13 protein-coding genes are annotated in these 17,681 nt (G+C 59.5%); 7 read left to right on the forward strand and 6 right to left on the reverse strand.

Going from position 1 to position 17,681, the window contains the following annotated elements; genetic code table 11:
• Window positions 1-86 precede the first annotated feature (86 nt).
• Window positions 87-1,436 carry an MFS transporter gene (locus ACESUZ_RS00295; RefSeq protein ID WP_373197942.1) on the reverse strand — a complete coding sequence of 450 codons (1,350 nt, stop codon included), beginning with the start codon at window positions 1,434-1,436 and terminating at the stop codon, window positions 87-89.
• Window positions 1,437-1,707: 271 nt separating this feature from the next.
• Here ACESUZ_RS00295 and ACESUZ_RS00300 point away from each other — a divergent pair, with 271 nt between their 5' ends.
• Window positions 1,708-2,118 carry a peptide deformylase gene (locus ACESUZ_RS00300; RefSeq protein WP_343006603.1) on the forward strand — a complete coding sequence of 137 codons (411 nt, stop codon included), beginning with the start codon at window positions 1,708-1,710 and terminating at the stop codon, window positions 2,116-2,118.
• 75 nt (window positions 2,119-2,193) lie between these two features.
• On the opposite strand, the gene ACESUZ_RS00305 is transcribed toward ACESUZ_RS00300, so the two are convergent.
• Together ACESUZ_RS00305 and ACESUZ_RS00310 are read right to left on the reverse strand one after the other, a co-directional pair.
• A complete protein-coding gene (locus ACESUZ_RS00305; protein ID WP_373198140.1) occupies window positions 2,194-3,675 on the reverse strand; it encodes an aminotransferase class I/II-fold pyridoxal phosphate-dependent enzyme in 1,482 nt (493 codons plus the stop codon).
• Between the two features lie 201 nt (window positions 3,676-3,876).
• Window positions 3,877-4,734: a LysR family transcriptional regulator gene (locus ACESUZ_RS00310; protein ID WP_226812551.1), complete on the reverse strand. Its 858-nt coding sequence runs from the start codon at window positions 4,732-4,734 to the stop codon at window positions 3,877-3,879.
• A gap of 118 nt (window positions 4,735-4,852) precedes the next feature.
• On the opposite strand from ACESUZ_RS00310, the gene ACESUZ_RS00315 reads away from it, so the two are divergent.
• Together ACESUZ_RS00315 and ACESUZ_RS00320 are read left to right on the forward strand one after the other, a co-directional pair.
• A complete protein-coding gene (locus ACESUZ_RS00315) occupies window positions 4,853-5,764 on the forward strand; it encodes a DMT family transporter (protein WP_215673334.1) in 912 nt (303 codons plus the stop codon).
• Window positions 5,765-5,903: 139 nt separating this feature from the next.
• Window positions 5,904-8,153 carry a KUP/HAK/KT family potassium transporter gene (locus ACESUZ_RS00320; RefSeq protein ID WP_373197943.1) on the forward strand — a complete coding sequence of 750 codons (2,250 nt, stop codon included), beginning with the start codon at window positions 5,904-5,906 and terminating at the stop codon, window positions 8,151-8,153.
• A 79-nt stretch (window positions 8,154-8,232) separates the two neighbouring features.
• Here the strand turns inward: ACESUZ_RS00320 and bsh are convergent, their stop codons facing one another.
• Both bsh and ACESUZ_RS00330 read right to left on the reverse strand, forming a co-directional pair.
• Entirely contained in the window at window positions 8,233-9,198 is a 966-nt protein-coding gene (gene bsh / locus ACESUZ_RS00325; RefSeq protein ID WP_195240203.1) for a choloylglycine hydrolase, read from the reverse strand.
• Window positions 9,199-9,329: 131 nt separating this feature from the next.
• Entirely contained in the window at window positions 9,330-9,749 is a 420-nt protein-coding gene (locus tag ACESUZ_RS00330) for a peptide deformylase (protein WP_035137017.1), read from the reverse strand.
• Window positions 9,750-9,942: 193 nt separating this feature from the next.
• Between ACESUZ_RS00330 and ACESUZ_RS00335 the strand changes: the two genes are divergently transcribed.
• The 4 genes from ACESUZ_RS00335 (at window position 9,943) to ACESUZ_RS00350 (ending at window position 16,166) form a co-directional block, all read left to right on the forward strand.
• A complete protein-coding gene (locus ACESUZ_RS00335) occupies window positions 9,943-11,253 on the forward strand; it encodes an NCS2 family permease (RefSeq protein WP_138375321.1) in 1,311 nt (436 codons plus the stop codon).
• A gap of 208 nt (window positions 11,254-11,461) precedes the next feature.
• Window positions 11,462-13,237, forward strand: coding sequence for a hypothetical protein (locus ACESUZ_RS00340; RefSeq protein ID WP_373197944.1), 1,776 nt, complete (start codon window positions 11,462-11,464; stop codon window positions 13,235-13,237).
• A gap of 271 nt (window positions 13,238-13,508) precedes the next feature.
• On the forward strand, window positions 13,509-15,293 hold the full coding sequence (locus tag ACESUZ_RS00345; protein ID WP_161115311.1) for a carbohydrate-binding domain-containing protein: 1,785 nt from the start codon (window positions 13,509-13,511) through the stop codon (window positions 15,291-15,293).
• Between the two features lie 207 nt (window positions 15,294-15,500).
• Window positions 15,501-16,166 (forward strand): alpha/beta hydrolase, encoded by a 666-nt coding sequence (locus ACESUZ_RS00350; RefSeq protein WP_117716506.1) that lies wholly within the window; start codon window positions 15,501-15,503, stop codon window positions 16,164-16,166.
• Window positions 16,167-16,227: 61 nt separating this feature from the next.
• On the opposite strand, the gene ACESUZ_RS00355 is transcribed toward ACESUZ_RS00350, so the two are convergent.
• On the reverse strand, window positions 16,228-17,562 hold the full coding sequence (locus tag ACESUZ_RS00355) for a uracil-xanthine permease family protein (protein WP_373197945.1): 1,335 nt from the start codon (window positions 17,560-17,562) through the stop codon (window positions 16,228-16,230).
• Between the last annotated feature and the right edge of the window lie 119 nt (window positions 17,563-17,681).

The raw sequence follows: 17,681 nt of genomic DNA on the forward strand, positions 1-17,681 counted from the left end.
GCTTTAAACATTCATGCCTCTCGGCAAAACGTCCATTAGTTTATGGTGTCGTCATCCAATCTAGCTGCAGAATCTATGTGCACACATTAATGCGACATGTGCGACTCGCGGCGAGCGTACACAACCGATACCACAAATCCGACCACGGCAATTACAGCCGCCACACGCACGGCTGCCGCAAATCCAATCGCCTGGGCAACGTCGGTCGCAACGCCAGCGGCGCCGGCAGTCGCCGCAGAACTCGAGAGCAGGCCGATAAACAGCGACGGGCCAAACGATGCGGCAATCATGTTCCACGTGTTGAGCAATGCTGTTCCGTGAGGATGCTCAGCGACAGGCAGCGTCTCCAAGCCGGCCGTTTGCGAGGGGCTCAGCACCAAACCGACTCCGGCATACACCACAACGGTCAGCGCCACGACGAGGCCGATGTTCATGCTTGCGGCCGTCATCGAGATTGCAGTCTGCCCCACAGCAATCAGGGCAAAGCCGACCGGCAGCAGCGGCCATGCGCCACGGGCGTCCATCACGCGTCCGCCCACAATCGAGGTCACAGCATTGCAGGCAATCGCCGGCAAAATGAGCAAGCCCGCAACAAGTGCGGTCATGCCGTATGCGCCCTCAAAATAGAGCGGCAACAAAACGCTCATCGAGAACGTCGTCATCATCGACACCACCACAAGCAGGCACGCGGGCCAAAAACGAACGCTCGCCATGGGACGCACGTTAAGCACCGGATGCTCGAGCTTGAGCTGACGGGCCGCAAACAGGCCGAGCAGCACAATGGCGGCGAAAAGCGCCACGATGCCGGCAATCGGATTGGTCGAGAACTCGCCTACGGAATACACGAATGCCGTAATGCCGGCGGCGAGCAAAACAACCGACAGAATATCAAGCGTGGTGCTCGAGCGCTCTCCGACATTCTGAACAAGCTTAACGCCCGCCGCAGCGACCACAATGCCGCCCACCAGCGGCACTACGAACACCGCCCTCCAGCCGAACAACGTGCACATAAGACCGCTGATTACGGGTCCAAACGCCGGCCCTAGCGTAATGCAGGCACCGCCCAGGCTAAGATACAGACCGAGCTTCTCGCGCGGGGCGCAAGACAGCACCACGTTCATCATGAGCGGGAACAAGATGCCCGATCCCGCAGCCTGCAAAATACGACTTGGTAGCAAAACGCTAAACGACGGAGCGATCAGACACAGGACTTCGCCGGCGACCATACATCCGCATGCGAAAAACAACAGCTTGCGCGTCGAGAAACGGCCGGACAGGAAGGCCATGATGGCCGTAAAGATCGACGTCACGATCATGTAGCCCGAAACGAGCCACTGCGCCGTGGTGGCACTCACCGAAAAGGCTGCCATAATGTCGTGCAACGCCACGTTAATGATGTTCTCGTTAAACGCGGCAACAAAGGCTGCAATATACATAACGACGAGAAGCGCCGCAGTGGCCGATGGCGTTGCTTGAACTTGTTGCTGAGATTTGCTCCCCATGCATTTCCTTCCTCTTGGAACGACAGTCGCATCGCCCCAGAGGAACAGTCCAGGGCGAAAAATGAGCCCTAGACTTACGCCAGACGCCGTACACGACGAATCTGGCAACATGGTCCAACATCGAAAGATTGTAACGCGGACGCGCAGCTTTCCTTCCGCGCTATTATTAAAAGTCCACGAAAGCATAAGACATGAGGAGGCCGCCATGATTAAGCCCATCATGAAATCCGAGTTCTTTTTGCGTCTGCCTTCCGAAGACGCGGGACCCGACGATGCCGCAACCGGGCAGGATCTCCTGGATACACTCCACGAGCATGAGCGCGAGTGCGTGGGCCTCGCCGCCAACATGATCGGCGTGCGCAAACGCATCATCTGCGTAAAGGACGGCAACAGGACACTCCTGATGTACAACCCTCAAATTCTTGAGCAGGTCAATGCCTATCAGACGAGCGAAGGATGTCTCTCGCTGATCGGCGAGCGTCCCTGTACCCGCTATCGCCGCATTAAGGTTGAGTATTTGGACGAGAACTTCGTCCACCGCATCAAAAACTTCTCGGGCTACACCGCCGAGATCATCCAGCACGAAATCGACCACTGCAACGGGATCGTTATTTAGTTCCGCCGATTCAAGAAAGCTCCCTGCAGCAAAGCAACTGCAGGGAGCTTTTCATAGTGCGGAACTTCTATCCCACTAGCTCTGGCGGTAATGGTCAAAGAAGTCGGCGAGGTCTTCGAGGGACTCTTTGAGCACTTCCATGCGCGGCAGGTACACGATGCGGAAGTGATCGGGCTCGGCCCAGTTAAAGCCGCCGCCGCGCGTGATCAGAATCTTCTTCTCGTGCAGCAGGTCGAGGGCGAACTGCTCGTCATCGGTGATGTTGAACTTTTTAACATCCATCTTGGGGAAGATGTAGAACGCCGCACGCGGCTTAACCACCGAGATGCCGTCGATCTTGTTGAGCGCCTCATACACAAAGTTGCGCTGCTCGTAGACACGGCCGCCGGGACGGATGTAGTCGTTGACGGACTGATGGCCACCGAGTGCCGTCTGGACGATCGACTGGGCCGGCACGTTGGAGCACAGGCGCATGTTAGAGAGCATGTTGACGCCCATGATGAAGTCGCTCATGCAGCGCTGGTTGCCCGAAAGCACCATCCAGCCAATACGATAGCCCGCGATCATGTGCGACTTGGAAAGGCCGCTAAAGGTGACGCAGGGCAGGTCGGGGGCGAGCGAGGCAATCGAGACGTGCTCGTAGCCGTCCATGCACAGGCGGTCGTAGATCTCATCGGCAAAGATCATCAGCTGATGCCTGCGTGCAATCTCGACGATGCCCTCGAGCACCTCGCGCGGATAGACAGAACCCGTGGGGTTGTTGGGGTTGATGATAACGAGGGCTTTGGTCGCGCTCGTAATCTTGGACTCCATATCCTCCAGGTCGGGATACCAATCCGCCTGCTCATCACACAGATAATGTACGGGATGACCGCCAGCAAGGGTTGCGCACGCCGTCCAGAGCGGATAGTCGGGGCTGGGGATCAGAATCTCGTCGCCATTGTCGAGCAGCGCGTTCATCGAAAGCTGAATGAGCTCGGACACGCCGTTGCCCGTGTAGATATGCTCCATCTGAACGTTGGGCAGGCCTTTGATCTGCGAATACTGCATGATCGCCTTGCGCGCGGAGAACAGGCCACGCGAGTTGGAATAGCCTTCGCAGTCGGGCAGCTGCTGGCGCATGTCCTTGATGACCTCATCGGGCGTGCGGAAACCGAAGGGCGCCGGGTTGCCGATATTGAGCTTGAGGATGCGCTCGCCCTCGTCCTCCATACGGGCGGCCTCGTCGACGACGGGGCCGCGCACGTCATACAGGACGTTATCGAGCTTGGTGGATTTAGAAAAAGTACGCATGGTGGTGCTCCTTGCAATTTGAGCTGAGGGATGGGGTTCGGGCTTGGAATCGTTGCGGGGTGATGATGCCTCGCCTTGATCGGCGTCGCCGGCAAGCAGCCAGGTAACATCGACCTCCATAATACGGGCGAGCAGCTCAGCCACATCGCGCCGCGGGATCGTCTTGCCGCTCACATATTGGCTCATCTGACTCTTGCCGAGTTTTTTGCCGAGCATCTCCGATGCGCGGATCACGTCCGACTGGCGAACGTCGCGATCGGACATAGCCTGTCGCAGGCGATCGCTAAACGTCTCTTGGGCCACTAGAACCTCCTTGCTGGCAAAGTTCAATTTATAGAACACGAATTGAACCTGGGTTCAATTTAGGCAGCAGTATAGCGCGGCGCATTATCGGGAAGTTCAATTTCATAAGAAAATGCGCCGGACTCTGAGATTTGCCCAAAGCGGACAATGACACGCACACGTTTAGAGGTATTCGAGGAAACGGGCGGCAGCAAGCGAAACATCGGCCGTTCGATATATGGCGTTGATCTGCCGATGGGGATGCCCCTCGAGTGGGCGCACGGCAACATCGAACTGGCAGCGGCGCAAGATGAGCGCGGGAAGAATGCTCACGCCCAGGCCGTCCTCGACCATAGCCATAATCGCATAGTCATCCCAGGTCGACAGCTTAGAGCGCACCGCCAGGCCTGCGCGGCGAAACAGCGGCGTAATCTCATCATCGGTGCCTCGTTCTAGCAGAATAAACTGCTCGTTGGCTAAATCGGCAAGAGAAACGACCTCCGCCGTGGCAAGCAAAGAGTCCGCCGGCACTACCGCCATCAACTCGTCGCGCACCAAAGACCGCGATGCCATGCCGTTTTCTCGGGGTTCACGCGGGATAAAGCCCAGATCGCAGCGGCCCTCTGCCACCCATTGTTCAATCTCTGAGTAATCGCCCATCAGCAACTCGTAATCGACGTCCGGGTGATCGGCGCGAAAGCGCGCAATCACCGGCGGCAGCACGTGGGTCGCCACGCTCGAAAACGTACCGATGCAGATTTTACCGCGCATGAGCCCGCGCATCTCATCCACCCGTCGCTGCAAGCGAACGAATTCCTCGCATAACGCCTCAACCGCAGGCATAACTTGCCGTCCATCGGCAGAAAGTACTACGCCCTCGCGACTGCGGTCGAGCACCTTAAAGCCCCAGTCGGCCTCGAGATCGGCCACCATACGGCTCACGCCCGATTGCGAATAGCTCAGGCGCTCGGCAGCACGCGTAAAGCTTCCGGCGCGCACCGTCTCCAGCAGCACCTGCATCTTTTGAATATTCGTTTCCACGGCACCCCTCAACCTTTACATGCGTTTTTATCATGTTTGCCATGCATTATATTCGCTTTTCTTCTATTACCAGTTCACCCATAGTGAACATGCTCGAATATAGAGGGGACGGAAACGCATGGACAACGGACTGTTTACGTACTTAGCAGCATTGCTATTGTTTGGCTCCAACGGCATCATCGCCGCTGCCATCGCGCTGCCGAGCTCCGATATCGTGCTACTACGCACGTTTTTGGGCGCGCTCTCGCTTGTCACCATCCTCGCCATCACCCAAAGCCATAAGTTGCAGGCACCATCTCGTCCCCGCGAAGCCGCAGCACTCCTTCTCTCGGGAGCCGCACTGGGCGCCAGCTGGATTTTCCTGTTCCGCGCCTATCAGACGATCGGCGTCGGCGTATCCTCGCTGCTGTACTACTGCGGCCCCATCATTGTCATGGCGCTCTCCCCGCTCATCTTTGGCGAAAAGCTGACCGGCGGCAAAATCGCCGGCTTTATCGCCGTTGCTTGCGGTGCTTTTCTCATTGCAGCACAAGGTCTAGGCGGCAATATGCCCATTGCGGGTATCGCCTGCGGTATCGCCTCGGCATTTTGCTATGCGCTGATGGTCATCGCTAGCAAGGGTGCGCCACACATCGAAGGCCTCGAGAACTCCACGCTCCAGGTGAGCGCCGCCTTTGTGACCGCGCTGGTCCTCACGCTCATCACGCAGGGCGCTCCCTCATTCCTGTCCGCCGGCGTCGCCGCCAGTATTGATTGGCGCGCCGTCGTCATGCTCGGCGTCGTCAACACCGGCATTGGTTGCCTGCTCTACTTTAGTGCCGTCGCCAAGCTGCCCGTCCAGACCGTCGCGGTCGTCGGCTACCTCGAGCCGCTTTCGGCCGTCGTGTTCTCGGCCGTCCTTTTGGGCGAAGCCATAACACCGGTCCGCCTGATGGGCGCCGCGTTTATCATCGGCGGCGCGATTTTTTGCGAACTCGCCGGCAAACGCGCAAACGCCAAGGCTGGCATCGCCCAGACAGTACGTGCTTAAAAGCCCCTGCTTTGAAATACTACCTGCGTAGATAAATAATCCCCAGCTGAGGATTATTGTCTAAAATAACCCGATGTGCCAAACTGCTCTTGTATGTATAAAGACGGCATAAAGTTTTTTGTCCTAGACAGATAACCGGATGTCTAAGGGAGTCCTCGTGGCACACAATAAACTGGAGGCAAACCTCCAAGACCAGCACGGGCAAGGCGGGCACGGAGCCATCCCCCTCTCCGCTGGCATGCTGCTCGTAACGCTCGGCGTCGTCTATGGCGACATCGGCACGAGCCCCATGTACACCATGAAATCAATCGTCGCCAACAACGGCGGCATCGGTACCGTCAGCGAGGACATGATCCTGGGCGCGCTTTCGCTCGTCATCTGGACCATGACGCTCGTGACCACGGTCAAGTACGTGGTAATCGCCATGAAGGCCGACAACCACAACGAAGGCGGCATCTTCGCCCTGTTTAGCCTGGTACGCAAGGTGGCACCGTGGCTGATTCTCCCCGCCATGATCGGCGGTGCGGCGCTGCTCGCCGACGGCATCCTCACCCCCGCCGTCACGGTTACCACGGCCATCGAGGGTCTGCGCACCATCGAGTGGGGCCACGCGCTGTTGGGTGACGGGCAAACTAACGTCATCATTATTACCATCATCATTATCTGCGGCCTGTTTGCCATGCAGCGCGCTGGCACCTCGTCAATCGGCAAGCTGTTCGGTCCGCTCATGACGCTGTGGTTCCTGTTCCTGGCAGGCGCCGGTCTATTCAACATGCTCGGCAACCTGTCCATCTTGCGCGCGCTCAACCCCATCCGCGGCGTCATGTTCCTGTTCTCGCCCATCAACCACTCGGGCATCATGGTGCTCGGCTTCGTCTTCCTGTCGACGACCGGCGCCGAGGCGCTCTATTCAGACATGGGCCACGTGGGCAAGGCCAACATCTACGCATCCTGGCCGTTTGTTAAGGCGGCGCTTATCCTTAACTACCTGGGTCAGGGCGCTTGGCTGCTCGCCAACAATTCCAATCCCCAGATGCTCGCGATGGATATCGTCAACCCGTTCTATATGATGCTCCCCGAGCCCCTGCGCCCCTTTGCCATCGTGCTTTCGGCCGTGGCGGCCATCATTGCCTCGCAGGCGCTCATCACCGGCTCGTTCTCGCTGGTATCCGAGGCCACGCGCCTCAACCTTATGCCGCATCTGCGCATCCACTACCCCAGCGACACCAAGGGCCAGCTCTATATTCCGCTCGTCAACAACATCATGTGGGTCGGCTGCATCTTCATCGTGCTGCTGTTCCAAAACTCCGAGCGCATGGAGAGCGCCTACGGCCTCGCCATTACCGTGACCATGCTCATGACCACGACGCTTTTGACGAGCTATATCGCTGGCATTCTCAAGCACAAGCTGGGCGCCTGCGTCTTCGCCCTGCTCTTCGGTGCCATTGAGCTGTGCTTCTTCGCCTCGTGCCTCACCATGTTCTTTGACGGCGGCTATGTGATGATCTTCCTGGCCGCACTGCTGTTTGGCCTTATGTACGTGTGGCGCCGTGGCACCGCCATCGAGCGCACGCAGACGATCCTGCTGCCCGTCTCCAAGTACATCGACCAGCTCAACCGCCTGCGCAACGACGAGACCTATCCCGTGCTCGCCGACAATCTGGTATTTCTCACCAACAGCCCCGACCCGCTCACACTCGACCGCGACGTGCTCTATTCCATCCTGGACAAGCACCCCAAGCGCGCCAAGGCATATTGGTTCATCAACGTGCACGTTACCGACGAATCCTATATGCACGAGTATTCCGTCGAGACCTTTGGCACGGACTTTTTATTCCGCGTGCGCCTGGACCTGGGCTTTAAGGTCAACCAGCGCGTTAATGCCTACCTGCGTCAGATCGTCGGCGACTTGATGGCATCGGGCGAGCTGCCGCCGCAACATCACACCTACTCCATCTACGAGACGCGCGGTAACGTGGGCGACTTCCGCTTTTGCATGCTGCGCAAGATGCTTGCCCCCGAAACGGACATCAACCGCAATGACCACCGCGTGATGGCCATCAAGTACGCCGTCCGCCGCGCCTGCGGAAGCCCGGCACGCTGGTACGGTCTCGAGAACTCGGCCATCATCATTGAGTACGTACCGCTCTTTGCCCGCATGCGCCCGGCCGTCAAACTTGTGCGCACCCAGGTGCCGCTCGAGGTTCAGATCGAAGAGGCCGAGGAAATGGAGGTCGACATCTTCTCGGACGACTTGGTCAACGGCAACGAGGCCGGCAAGAGCATGAACGTCGATCCCACCGAGCTGCTCGAGAGCGTCGCCGATACGCCCGAACAGCAACAGCTCGACGGCCTCGAGAACGAACAACTCAACGACGCCAACTTCTAGCGACGTCGCGCATCAACGACAGCGGCCCTGCACCTCACGGGAGATGCAGGGCCGCTTTGCATTGCAGTAAAGCTATCGGCTACGAACGGCGCGGCTCGGGAACCACGAGCCTATCGGGGCTCGCGCCCTCGGCATCCATCAGGCTCACGTAGCGAATCGACGGATCCCCATACATCGCGTAGTAATAATTGCCCGTGCGCGCGCTAAAGCATCCGGTGTAGATAGTCTTCTCGAACTTGCCATCGCCCATCCTGGACGCTCCCTCGATCATCACCACGCCCTCGAGCGAGCGGAACATGCGAACGACGTTTTCGGTCTCGCTCTCCTTTTGCGGGTAATTGGCATTGAGGTACGCCGCCTTTACAAAACGGCTCGGCGAATAGCAATCGCCCGGAATGCCGCGCATGCCGGCACCGGCTCCATAGGGCTTAAGCTCGGCGCCACGCCACGTCGCCGTCTGCGGAAAATCGCTTGTGGCGGTGATATAGGTGCGTAGGTTTTCCATATGCCACGGGAAGGTCGGCTGATTGGCAAGGGTGTCGACCGGATCGTCGTATACATGCAGGCCGTCAGCCATCATCTCGACCACGATGCTGCGCTGGCTGTCGCCGATAATCCAATGGAGCAGTGACACGCCCAGCCCCTCTCCGGCAGATTTGGCGACAATCACCGTGTCGCGCAGCGCGGCCTCGACCTCATCGACCGTCGAGAACGTCGCTGCCACCCACAGGGGAAACTCATAGGCCGCGATATTGGTCTTGCCGTCGACAGGGCCCTCGGCATACTCGGCATAACCCGGGAAATTGAGACCCGCCACGGCGAGGCCCGCATCGTTGCCGCAATCGAAGAACATAGGGTAGTTCCTGTAATCGATGCACATACCGATCACCGCGTGCGCCGCTGTCGCGTCGTCGATAAACGAATACGGAATGTGAAACCCGCGCGGCATCACGCGAACCTGTTGGCCGTAGTCAAAGCTCCAGTCGAGATTGCGGCCCAGATACATGTGGCCAGAATTATCGGTAAATCGAATACTCGTACACATAGCGCCTCCTAGCTTTACGTTCTTGCTAATTTCATTGTCTCCAAACAAAAAGGCGCTAAACACAAAAGCCCGGACATGACAACAATGTCATGCCCGGGCCAAAAGAGACGAAGTGCGGTGCTTTGGTCCCCTTAGACCAACTTTCCAAGACAGTGATCGATCATATGCTGGATCATCTGTGCCTCAAAGCCCGCGTAGTCGCGGCGGCACTCCTTCATCTTGCCGTCGACAATCTGGTCAAAGGCAACCTTGCACTTGATATAGCGCGTGGACTTGGTGACCTCCTCGTGCGTCAGGCAGCTCTCCTCCATCTTGCTGGCACCCAGGCCAAACACCAGACGGGGGTTGTAGAGCACATGGGGCTCGCCGGCGTCGTCCAGATAGACGCAGACCTTCTTGGTGACGCCGATCTGGTTGGCGGCAAGGCAGCCGGCATCGTCGAGCGACTTGATGGTATCGATCAGGTCCTGTGCCACCGACTCGTCCTCGACGGTCGCGACCTCGCAACGCTGGGACAGAATAGCCTCGTCGTGGCAGAGCTCTTTAATCATACGTTCCTCCATAGGGGTCGTTGTAACTGCTTAAGTATACGGTACCCACACATTTTCATGCGAAAAATACCGTACGTCTGCTACAAAGCGCCGAACATCAACATGCGAGGAACATCAACCTTTCAAAGGCGATATAGTAGTTGAGTTCGTGTCAATCGGCCTAAACTCGGGGCCGAACAAGGAAAGGGTATGCATGGACGAACTTTTTCACGTCAGTGAGCGCAAGTCCACAATCGGGACCGAACTTCGCGCTGGACTGACAACATTCTTGGCGATGGCCTACATCATCGCCGTCAACCCTGCGGTGCTCTCGGGCGCCGGCATCGATGCGGGAGCGCTCGCCTGCGCCACCTGCCTGGGCGCCGGCATCATGACCATCTGCATGGGCATCTTCGCCAACCGCCCGCTCGCCTGCGCGTCGGGCTTAGGCGTCAACGCGATGATCGCCGGAATCACCACCACCGTCTGCGGCGGTGACTGGCACGTGGCCATGAGCGTCATCTTCCTTGAGGGCGTCGTCATCTTGCTGCTCGTGCTTTGTGGCCTGCGCGAGGCCATCATGGACGCCATCCCGGTTGTCCTGCGTCACGCCATCTCGGTGGGCCTGGGCCTGTTCATCGCCATGATTGGCCTGTGCGATGCCGGCATTATCACCGCTGGCGCCGGTACACTCGTCGGTCTGGGCGACATCACCTCCCCCACCTTCATCGTCGGCATCATCTCCATCCTGGTGACAGTCGCCCTCGCCTGCCGCAACGTCCCCGGCTCGCTGCTCATCGGCATCGTCGTCGCCGTCATCGCCGGTATCCCCCTAGGTGTGACCCAGGCTCCGACCGGTATCATCGCCCCGCTCGACTTCTCGAGCATCGGTGGCCCCATCGCCGACGCCGGCGGCGTGCCCGCCATCGTCAAGGTCCTTACCGACCCCGCGCTCCTCGTCATCTCGTTCTCTCTGCTCATGAGTGACTTCTTCGACACCATGGGCACCGCGATGGCCGTGGCCAAGCAGGGCGAGTTCCTCACCGACGACGGCAACGTCGAGAATATCAAGGAGATCCTGATCGTCGACTCCGCCGCCGCTGCTGTGGGCGGTTTCATGGGCGTCTCCTCCATCACCACCTTCGTCGAGTCCACCTCTGGCGCTGCCGACGGTGGCCGCACGGGCCTCACCTCCGTCACCACCGGCGTGCTGTTCATTCTCGCCGCGTTCTTCTCCCCCATCGTCACCATCGTTTCCAGCGCCGCCACCTGCGGTGCTCTGGTCTACGTCGGCTACCTCATGATGAGCGAGGCCTCCGAGATCGACTGGTCCGACGTGTCGCAGGGTTTCCCGGCGTTCATGATTGTCGCCGGCGTGCCCTTCACCTACTCCATCTCTGCCGGCATTGGCCTGGGCTTTATCGCCTACGTGATCGTCGCGCTCTTTAAGGGCGAGGCTTCCAAGATCAAGCCGCTCATGTGGATCGCAGCCCTCGCCTTCCTCGTCTACTTCTTTGTAGCGTAGCGGCATAGTCTGCTAAAGCAAAACAACAAGGCGCGGAATCGCATCGAGCGGCTCCGCGCTTTTCTTTTAAAGCCAGGCAACGCACAGACGCGCGATGTTTTGCTTCCCAAGTTTTGGACATTTTGCCCTCCAAACGGCACTACCGCCGGCTACATCCTGCAGATATGCTGGGCTTAATCGCATAGGCCCTATGAGGATGGGAGTAACCATGGCCGCCTTGTTCACGGCCCCCAAGCGCAATGACAAAACCTCTGGAGCCCATTTTGTCGAGCCCGACGTGTGCCGTCGCACGCTGCTCGCACACGGCAGCTGGCGCCGCGTGACGCGCCGCATCGTCTGCGGCCTGGCCTGCGCGCTCACGGTGAGCTCGCTGCTCATGCCGAGCGTCTCGCTCGCGGCCGAGTGGGTGGACGTCGGCGGCGTCCGCCACGAAGCGGCCGCGGGGCCCGCGGGAGACGCCGCCGGCACCTGGAGCTGGGACGGCGCCGATGACATGAAGCTCAACGGCTATAACGGCGGCGCGATCGAGGCAGCGGGCAAGCTCAACGTGAGCTACGAGGGCGACAACATCGTCACTAACGGCGACGGCCGCGGCATCAAGGTTAAGGATGGCGCGAACGAGAACGCCGAGCTTAATATTCAGGGCGACGCGTCCAGCACGCTCAACGTGACATCTTCTCGTGACGCCATCACTTCCGTCGGCAGCATCAACATCGACGGCGCTGGCACTGTCAACGCCACGAGCACCGAGCACGATGCCATCGATGCCGGGGGCGATGTCACCATCAAGGGCTCGGGAAACGTTAACGCCACGGGCGATTCGGATGGCATCAGGGCCGACGGCAACATCACGATCGACAACAGCGGAACCGTCACCGCCAAGGCCACCGAGGATCAGGGTATCGATGCTAACGAGAACCTCATCATAAAGGGCGGCGGCAAGGTAGAGGCAAGCTCTATCAAAGACAATGCGATTTGGGCCGACGGCAACATCGAGATCTCGGGTGGCAGCCAGGTCAAGGCAAGCTCCGAGGAAGACGCCACCATCGACGGTAAAAACAGCCTCACGGTCACGAACGCTTCCCTCAACGCAAGTGGCGTTGGGTATGGCATCTATGTCTACAAGGGCATCACGTTCGATGGCGCAACCGTAACGGTCCGTGCAAGTGCAGGGAACGATGAAGCCAGCGCCCTCTTCACCGACGAGGACGACATCGTCATCAAGAACGGCTCGATCGTGGATGCGTTCGCAGAAGGCCAGTTCTCGACCGCAATCTTCACCAGAAACTACTACCCCAACGAAGCGGGTGGTCACATCTACATTAGTGACTCCGTTGTCAAGGCTATAGCCCGCTATGTCGAGTCCGGTAACGACGGCCCCGATCACTACAGCAACGACCAAAGTGGCGCGGTCATTCCCGAGCATAGGGGCATGAACATCGGCATCTTTGCCCGGACCAAGGAGGGCATCACGCCCGCGACCATCTCGATTGTCCGCAGTAAGGTCACAGCTGAGGGAGACACGGCGGCAATCTTCGCCCTTGCCGTGAGCGCGGACGGCGAGACAATCGGCACCATCGAGATCGAAGGCGCTCCCATACAGACGCCCACAGGCGGCAAGATCATTGGCTATCGCAACAAGGAAGAACTCGATGACGGCATCTTCTACGTGGTGGGTCAAACCATCGGCACGGGCGACGCTGTGATCGACTCCCCCTATAACGAAGCTGTCGCCAAGAGCACGGTCATCGCGCCTCCCGAGGAGATCAAACCCGAGGAGAAGCCAGGCGAGACCAAGCCCGAGGGTTCCAAGTCCGAGGGCACGAAGACGACCAAGACCGTTGCAGTTGCAGCCACGGGAGCCAAGATCGCCGGCAAACTCGCAGCAACCGGCGACGCCTCGAGCGCAGCCATCGTGGCAGCCGCCCTTGCGGGAACAGCCGCCATCGCCGCGGGCGCCGTGGTGAGCCGCAAGCGCTCGTAAACACTTTTTCGCACGGGACGGGTGGATCGCGGCCCTTGCCTTCCTCGTCTACTTCTTCGTAGCGTAAGGGCAAGGCTGCAAAAGCTGAACAATAAAGCGCGGAGTCGCCATGCGGCCCCGCGCTTTTCTTTTAGCGCCGGTCCCTGCGCCGGCGTGCGGCCTATTTCTCCCCCATTTTGGCCATTTTGCCCTCCAAACGGCACTACCGCCGGCAACATCCAGCAGATACGCTGAATCTAGTCGTATAGGCCCTATGAGAACGGGAGCAACCATGGCAGCCTTGTTCACGACCCCCAAACGCAATGACACTACCGCCGGAACCCATGTTGCCGAACCCGACGTTCGCCGTCGCATAGGACTCGCGCACGGCAGCTGGCGCCGCGTGACGCGCCGCATCGTCTGCGGCCTGGCCTGCGCGCTCACGGTGAGCTCGCTGCTCATGCCGAGCGTCTCGCTCGCAGCGGAATGGGTCAAGGTCGGCGGCAACAAGTACAACACCGCGGCGAGCGACGAGGCCGGTACCTGGTCGTGGGACGGCGCCGACGACTTGAAGCTCAACAACTATAACGGCGGCGAGATCCAGGCCGCAGGCAAGCTCAACGTGAATTACTCGGGAACCAACATCGTCACTGCCGAATGGATCGAAAGCATCAACGTTTCTCATGGCACTAACGAGAATGCCGAGCTCAATATCCAAGGCGACGAGGGCGGCACGCTCAGCGTGACATCTACTGAGGACGCTATCCTCACCACGGGTAATATCAACATCGACGGAGCCGGATCCGTCAACGCCACGAGCACTGGGTTTGATGCCATCAATGCCGGAGGTGATCTCGCTATCAAAGGTTCGGGCAACGTCAACGCCACGGGTGCATCGGATGGCATCAGGGCAAACGGCAATATCACGATTGACGACAGCGGAGCCGTCACCGCCAGGGCTACCAAGGACAAGGGTATTGGAGCCGACAAGAACCTCACCATCAAGGGTGGCGGGACGGTCGAGGCAAGCTCAGCCGATGGTGAGGCCCTTTGGAGCGGCGACAATATCAACATCTCGGACGGCAGCCAGGTCAAGGCAAGCTCCGAGGAAGACGCTGCCGTCGAGGCCAAGGGCAGCCTCGCAGCCACAAACGCCTCCCTCAACGTAAACGGTGTTGAATATGGCGTCTATGCCCACAAGGGCATCACCCTCGATCATGCAAACGTGACGGTCCGTGCAAGTAAAGGCAGATACGGTGGCGCCAACGCCCTCTTCACCTACCAGGACGACATCGTCGTCAAGAACGGCTCCACCGTGGACGCGTTTGCGGAAGGCGAGGTTTCGGCTGCATTCTCCACCAGAAACGATCGACCCAACGAGAAGGGCGGCCACATCTACATCAGCGACTCCGTTGTCAAGGCCATAGCCCGCTATGTCGAGAACGGCGACGGCCCCATCCCCTACAGCGAAAACCAAGATGGCGAGACGAGGCGCGAACCCCAAGGCGAGAACATCGGCATCATCGCCCAGACCAGCGAGGGCGTCACACCCGCAGTCATCTCGATCATCCGCAGCAAGGTAACGGCCGAAGGAGATACAGCGGCAATCTTTGCCCGTGCCATGAGCGCTGACGGCAAGACAATCGGCACCATCAAGATTGAGAACGCCGCCATCCAGACGCCCGAAGGCGGCAAGGTCATTGACTATCGCAAGCTCCGTGACGGCATCTACGAGGCAGGCCAAGCCATCGGCACGGGCGACGCCACGGTCGACTCCCTCTATATCAAAGCAGTCGCCAAAAGTACGACCATCGCACCTCCCGAGGTAGCCAAGCCGGAAGACCCCAAGCCCGACGAGACCAAGCCCGCAGAAAGCAAGCCCGCGGAGTCCAAGCAGAACCCCAAGCCTGAGGGCTCAAAGCCGACCAAGGCCGTTGCGGCTTCAACCACGAAAGCCAAGACTACCGGCGTGCTCGCGGCAACCGGCGACACCTCGGGTGCGGCCATCGTGGCAACCGTCCTTGCGGGAACAGCCGCTATCGCCGCAGGCACCATGGCGAGCCGTAAGCGTTCTTAGACGCCTCTGCGCACATGGCAGCTCCCGCGAAGGCCCCGAACCCCAGCACCGTTTAACAACGCCACCGCCGAGCTCCCCTCCGGCGGTGGCGTTTTCCATATGCGTCCGCAGGGGATGCACGAGATTGTCTTTGGTCTAGCCCAACCGGCATACGCTGGCGTGCGACAATTGGGGCTGCCGATATCACAACACTGAGAGAAGCCCGTCATGGAAGCGCATCAAAAGCAGATAACCGTTTATTCGAATCATACGGAAAGCGCGCCTGTCATCTACCTTCCTGTGGTCGTGGGCGACGGCAGCGAGGTTTATAAGTGTTGCCGAGAGCTCGACTGTCCGCCATTCGCCCTCGTCACCATTGGCGGGCTCGATTGGAATCGCGAGCTGAGCCCCTGGGCATGCGACGGGACCGTACGCGATGCCGAGCCTTTCGGCGGCCAAGCTGCCGATTTTCTTGATGAGCTGCTGAATCAGATAATCCCCCAGGTCGAGTCGTCGCTTCCTCAGCCGCCCACCTGGCGCGGCATTGCCGGCTACTCGCTCGCGGGCCTCTTCGCACTCTGGTCCCTCTGGCAAACCGACGCCTTTGACCGCGCCGCGAGCGCATCGGGGTCGCTATGGTTTCCCGACTTTGTCGACCGTGCCAGCACGGCCCCTTTTGCCGGCAGCCCGCAAGCCGTCTACCTGTCACTCGGCAAAAAGGAAACCAAGACGCCCAACCGCATGATGCGGCATGTACTCGACGACACACGCGCGATGGAAGCGTTGCTCGTCGAGCGCGGCATTCCAACAACGCTGGAGCTCAACCCCGGCAATCACTTTGCCCAAACCGACTTACGCATGGCCCGCGGCATCCACTGGATACTGACGCATTAAAAATGGTGCCCACACGCATATACGCATGGGCACCATATCTTGTTTTAGCTAAACGCAGCTGCTACTCAGCAGCCTCCTCAAGCTCGGAGACATCAAACTCAAAGTCGTTACCCGGCAGGATGGCGTTGAGCACGATGCCCACCAGTGAGCCCACGGCAATGCCGGACAGCGAAATGGTCACGCCGCCCAGCTCCAACACGATGGCGCCGGCGGTGCTGTACGCGATGCCGAGCGAAAGCACGAGCACCAGCGCGGCAACCAGCACGTTGCGGTTGTTCTGGAAATCGACCTGGTTCTCGATGAGGTTGCGGACGCCCACAGCGCTGATCATGCCGTAGAGCACGAGCGACACACCGCCGATAACGCATGCCGGCATGGCGGCGATGACCGCGGCGAACTTGGGGCAGAACGAAAGCACGATGGCGCAACACGCGGCAATTCGAATTACGCGCGGGTCGAACACGCGCGTCAGGGCGAGCACGCCGGTGTTCTCGCCATACGTAGTGTTGGCCGGAGCGCCAAAGAGCGAAGCCAGAATCGTGGCAAGGCCGTCGCCGAGCAGCGTGCGATGCAGACCGGGATCGGCAATGTAGTTGCGCTCGCAAGTCGAACCGATAGCAGAGATATCGCCGATATGCTCGATCATGGTCGCGAAGGCCAGCGGCATGATGGTGATGATGGCCGTCGTGGCAAGACCGTTATCGAACTGCGGCCCAAAGAGTGCAAACACGGTGTTGTCCCACACGATGGGCAGACCGACCCACGGAGCGGCGGCAACGCCCGAGAAATCAACCTCGCCGAGCGCAGCCGCAACGGCATAGCTCACCACAACGCCCAGCAAAATCGGCACGATCTTGACCATGCCACGGCCCCAGATGTTGCAGATGACGATAACGGCAACGCCAATGACAGCCACAAGCCAGTTGGTCTGGCAGTTAGCAATAGCGGAGCTCGCCAGGATCAGACCGATCGAAATGACGATGGGGCCAGTCACCACCGGCGGGAAGAAACGCATGACACGCTTGGCGCCAAAGGCGCGGAAGAGCGCCGCAAGCACCGGATAAAGCAGGCCGGCGCAAGCAACGCCCAGACAAGCGTAGGGCAAAAGCTCGGTCTCGCCGTTGGGCGCGATTGCGGCATAACCGGCAATAAAGGCAAACGATGAGTCCAAAAATGCCGGCACCTTACCGCGCGACAGGAAGTGGAACAGCAGCGTGCCCAAACCGGCAAACAAAAGCGTTGCCGAAACCGAGAGACCGGTGAGCACGGGCACCAGCACGGTGGCGCCAAACATGGCAAACAGGTGCTGCAGACCGAGCAAAAACATGCGCGGGCGGCCGAGCGACGATGCGTCGTAGATGGCATCGCTGGCGGCGGGCGTCGAGGACTGGGACATGAGAGTCCTTTCAAAATGGAAGGGCGCTCGAGCATAGCGGATTACCTGCCCGAACGATACGATCCGAACCATTGTACGCGATGCGCCATGTCTCGCACGCGCCGTCACCTGCGAACGTT

This window comes from Collinsella aerofaciens ATCC 25986 (assembly GCF_964239575.1).
GTDB classification, from domain to species: Bacteria; Actinomycetota; Coriobacteriia; order Coriobacteriales; family Coriobacteriaceae; genus Collinsella; species Collinsella aerofaciens_BQ.

Bases quoted from the DNA above. Each gene is read 5' to 3' on its own strand.
- ACESUZ_RS00295 (WP_373197942.1), bottom strand. From the start codon at position 1,436: ATGTATATTGCAGCCTTTGTTGCCGCGTTTAACGAGAACATCATTAAC.
- ACESUZ_RS00300 (WP_343006603.1), top strand. From the start codon at position 1,708: ATGATTAAGCCCATCATGAAATCCGAGTTCTTTTTGCGTCTGCCTTCC.
- ACESUZ_RS00305 (WP_373198140.1), bottom strand. From the start codon at position 3,675: ATGTCCGATCGCGACGTTCGCCAGTCGGACGTGATCCGCGCATCGGAG.
- ACESUZ_RS00315 (WP_215673334.1), top strand. From the start codon at position 4,853: ATGGACAACGGACTGTTTACGTACTTAGCAGCATTGCTATTGTTTGGC.
- ACESUZ_RS00320 (WP_373197943.1), top strand. From the start codon at position 5,904: ATGTCTAAGGGAGTCCTCGTGGCACACAATAAACTGGAGGCAAACCTC.
- bsh (WP_195240203.1), bottom strand. From the start codon at position 9,198: ATGTGTACGAGTATTCGATTTACCGATAATTCTGGCCACATGTATCTG.
- ACESUZ_RS00330 (WP_035137017.1), bottom strand. From the start codon at position 9,749: ATGATTAAAGAGCTCTGCCACGACGAGGCTATTCTGTCCCAGCGTTGC.
- ACESUZ_RS00335 (WP_138375321.1), top strand. From the start codon at position 9,943: ATGGACGAACTTTTTCACGTCAGTGAGCGCAAGTCCACAATCGGGACC.
- ACESUZ_RS00340 (WP_373197944.1), top strand. From the start codon at position 11,462: ATGGCCGCCTTGTTCACGGCCCCCAAGCGCAATGACAAAACCTCTGGA.
- ACESUZ_RS00345 (WP_161115311.1), top strand. From the start codon at position 13,509: ATGGCAGCCTTGTTCACGACCCCCAAACGCAATGACACTACCGCCGGA.
- ACESUZ_RS00350 (WP_117716506.1), top strand. From the start codon at position 15,501: ATGGAAGCGCATCAAAAGCAGATAACCGTTTATTCGAATCATACGGAA.
- ACESUZ_RS00355 (WP_373197945.1), bottom strand. From the start codon at position 17,562: ATGTCCCAGTCCTCGACGCCCGCCGCCAGCGATGCCATCTACGACGCA.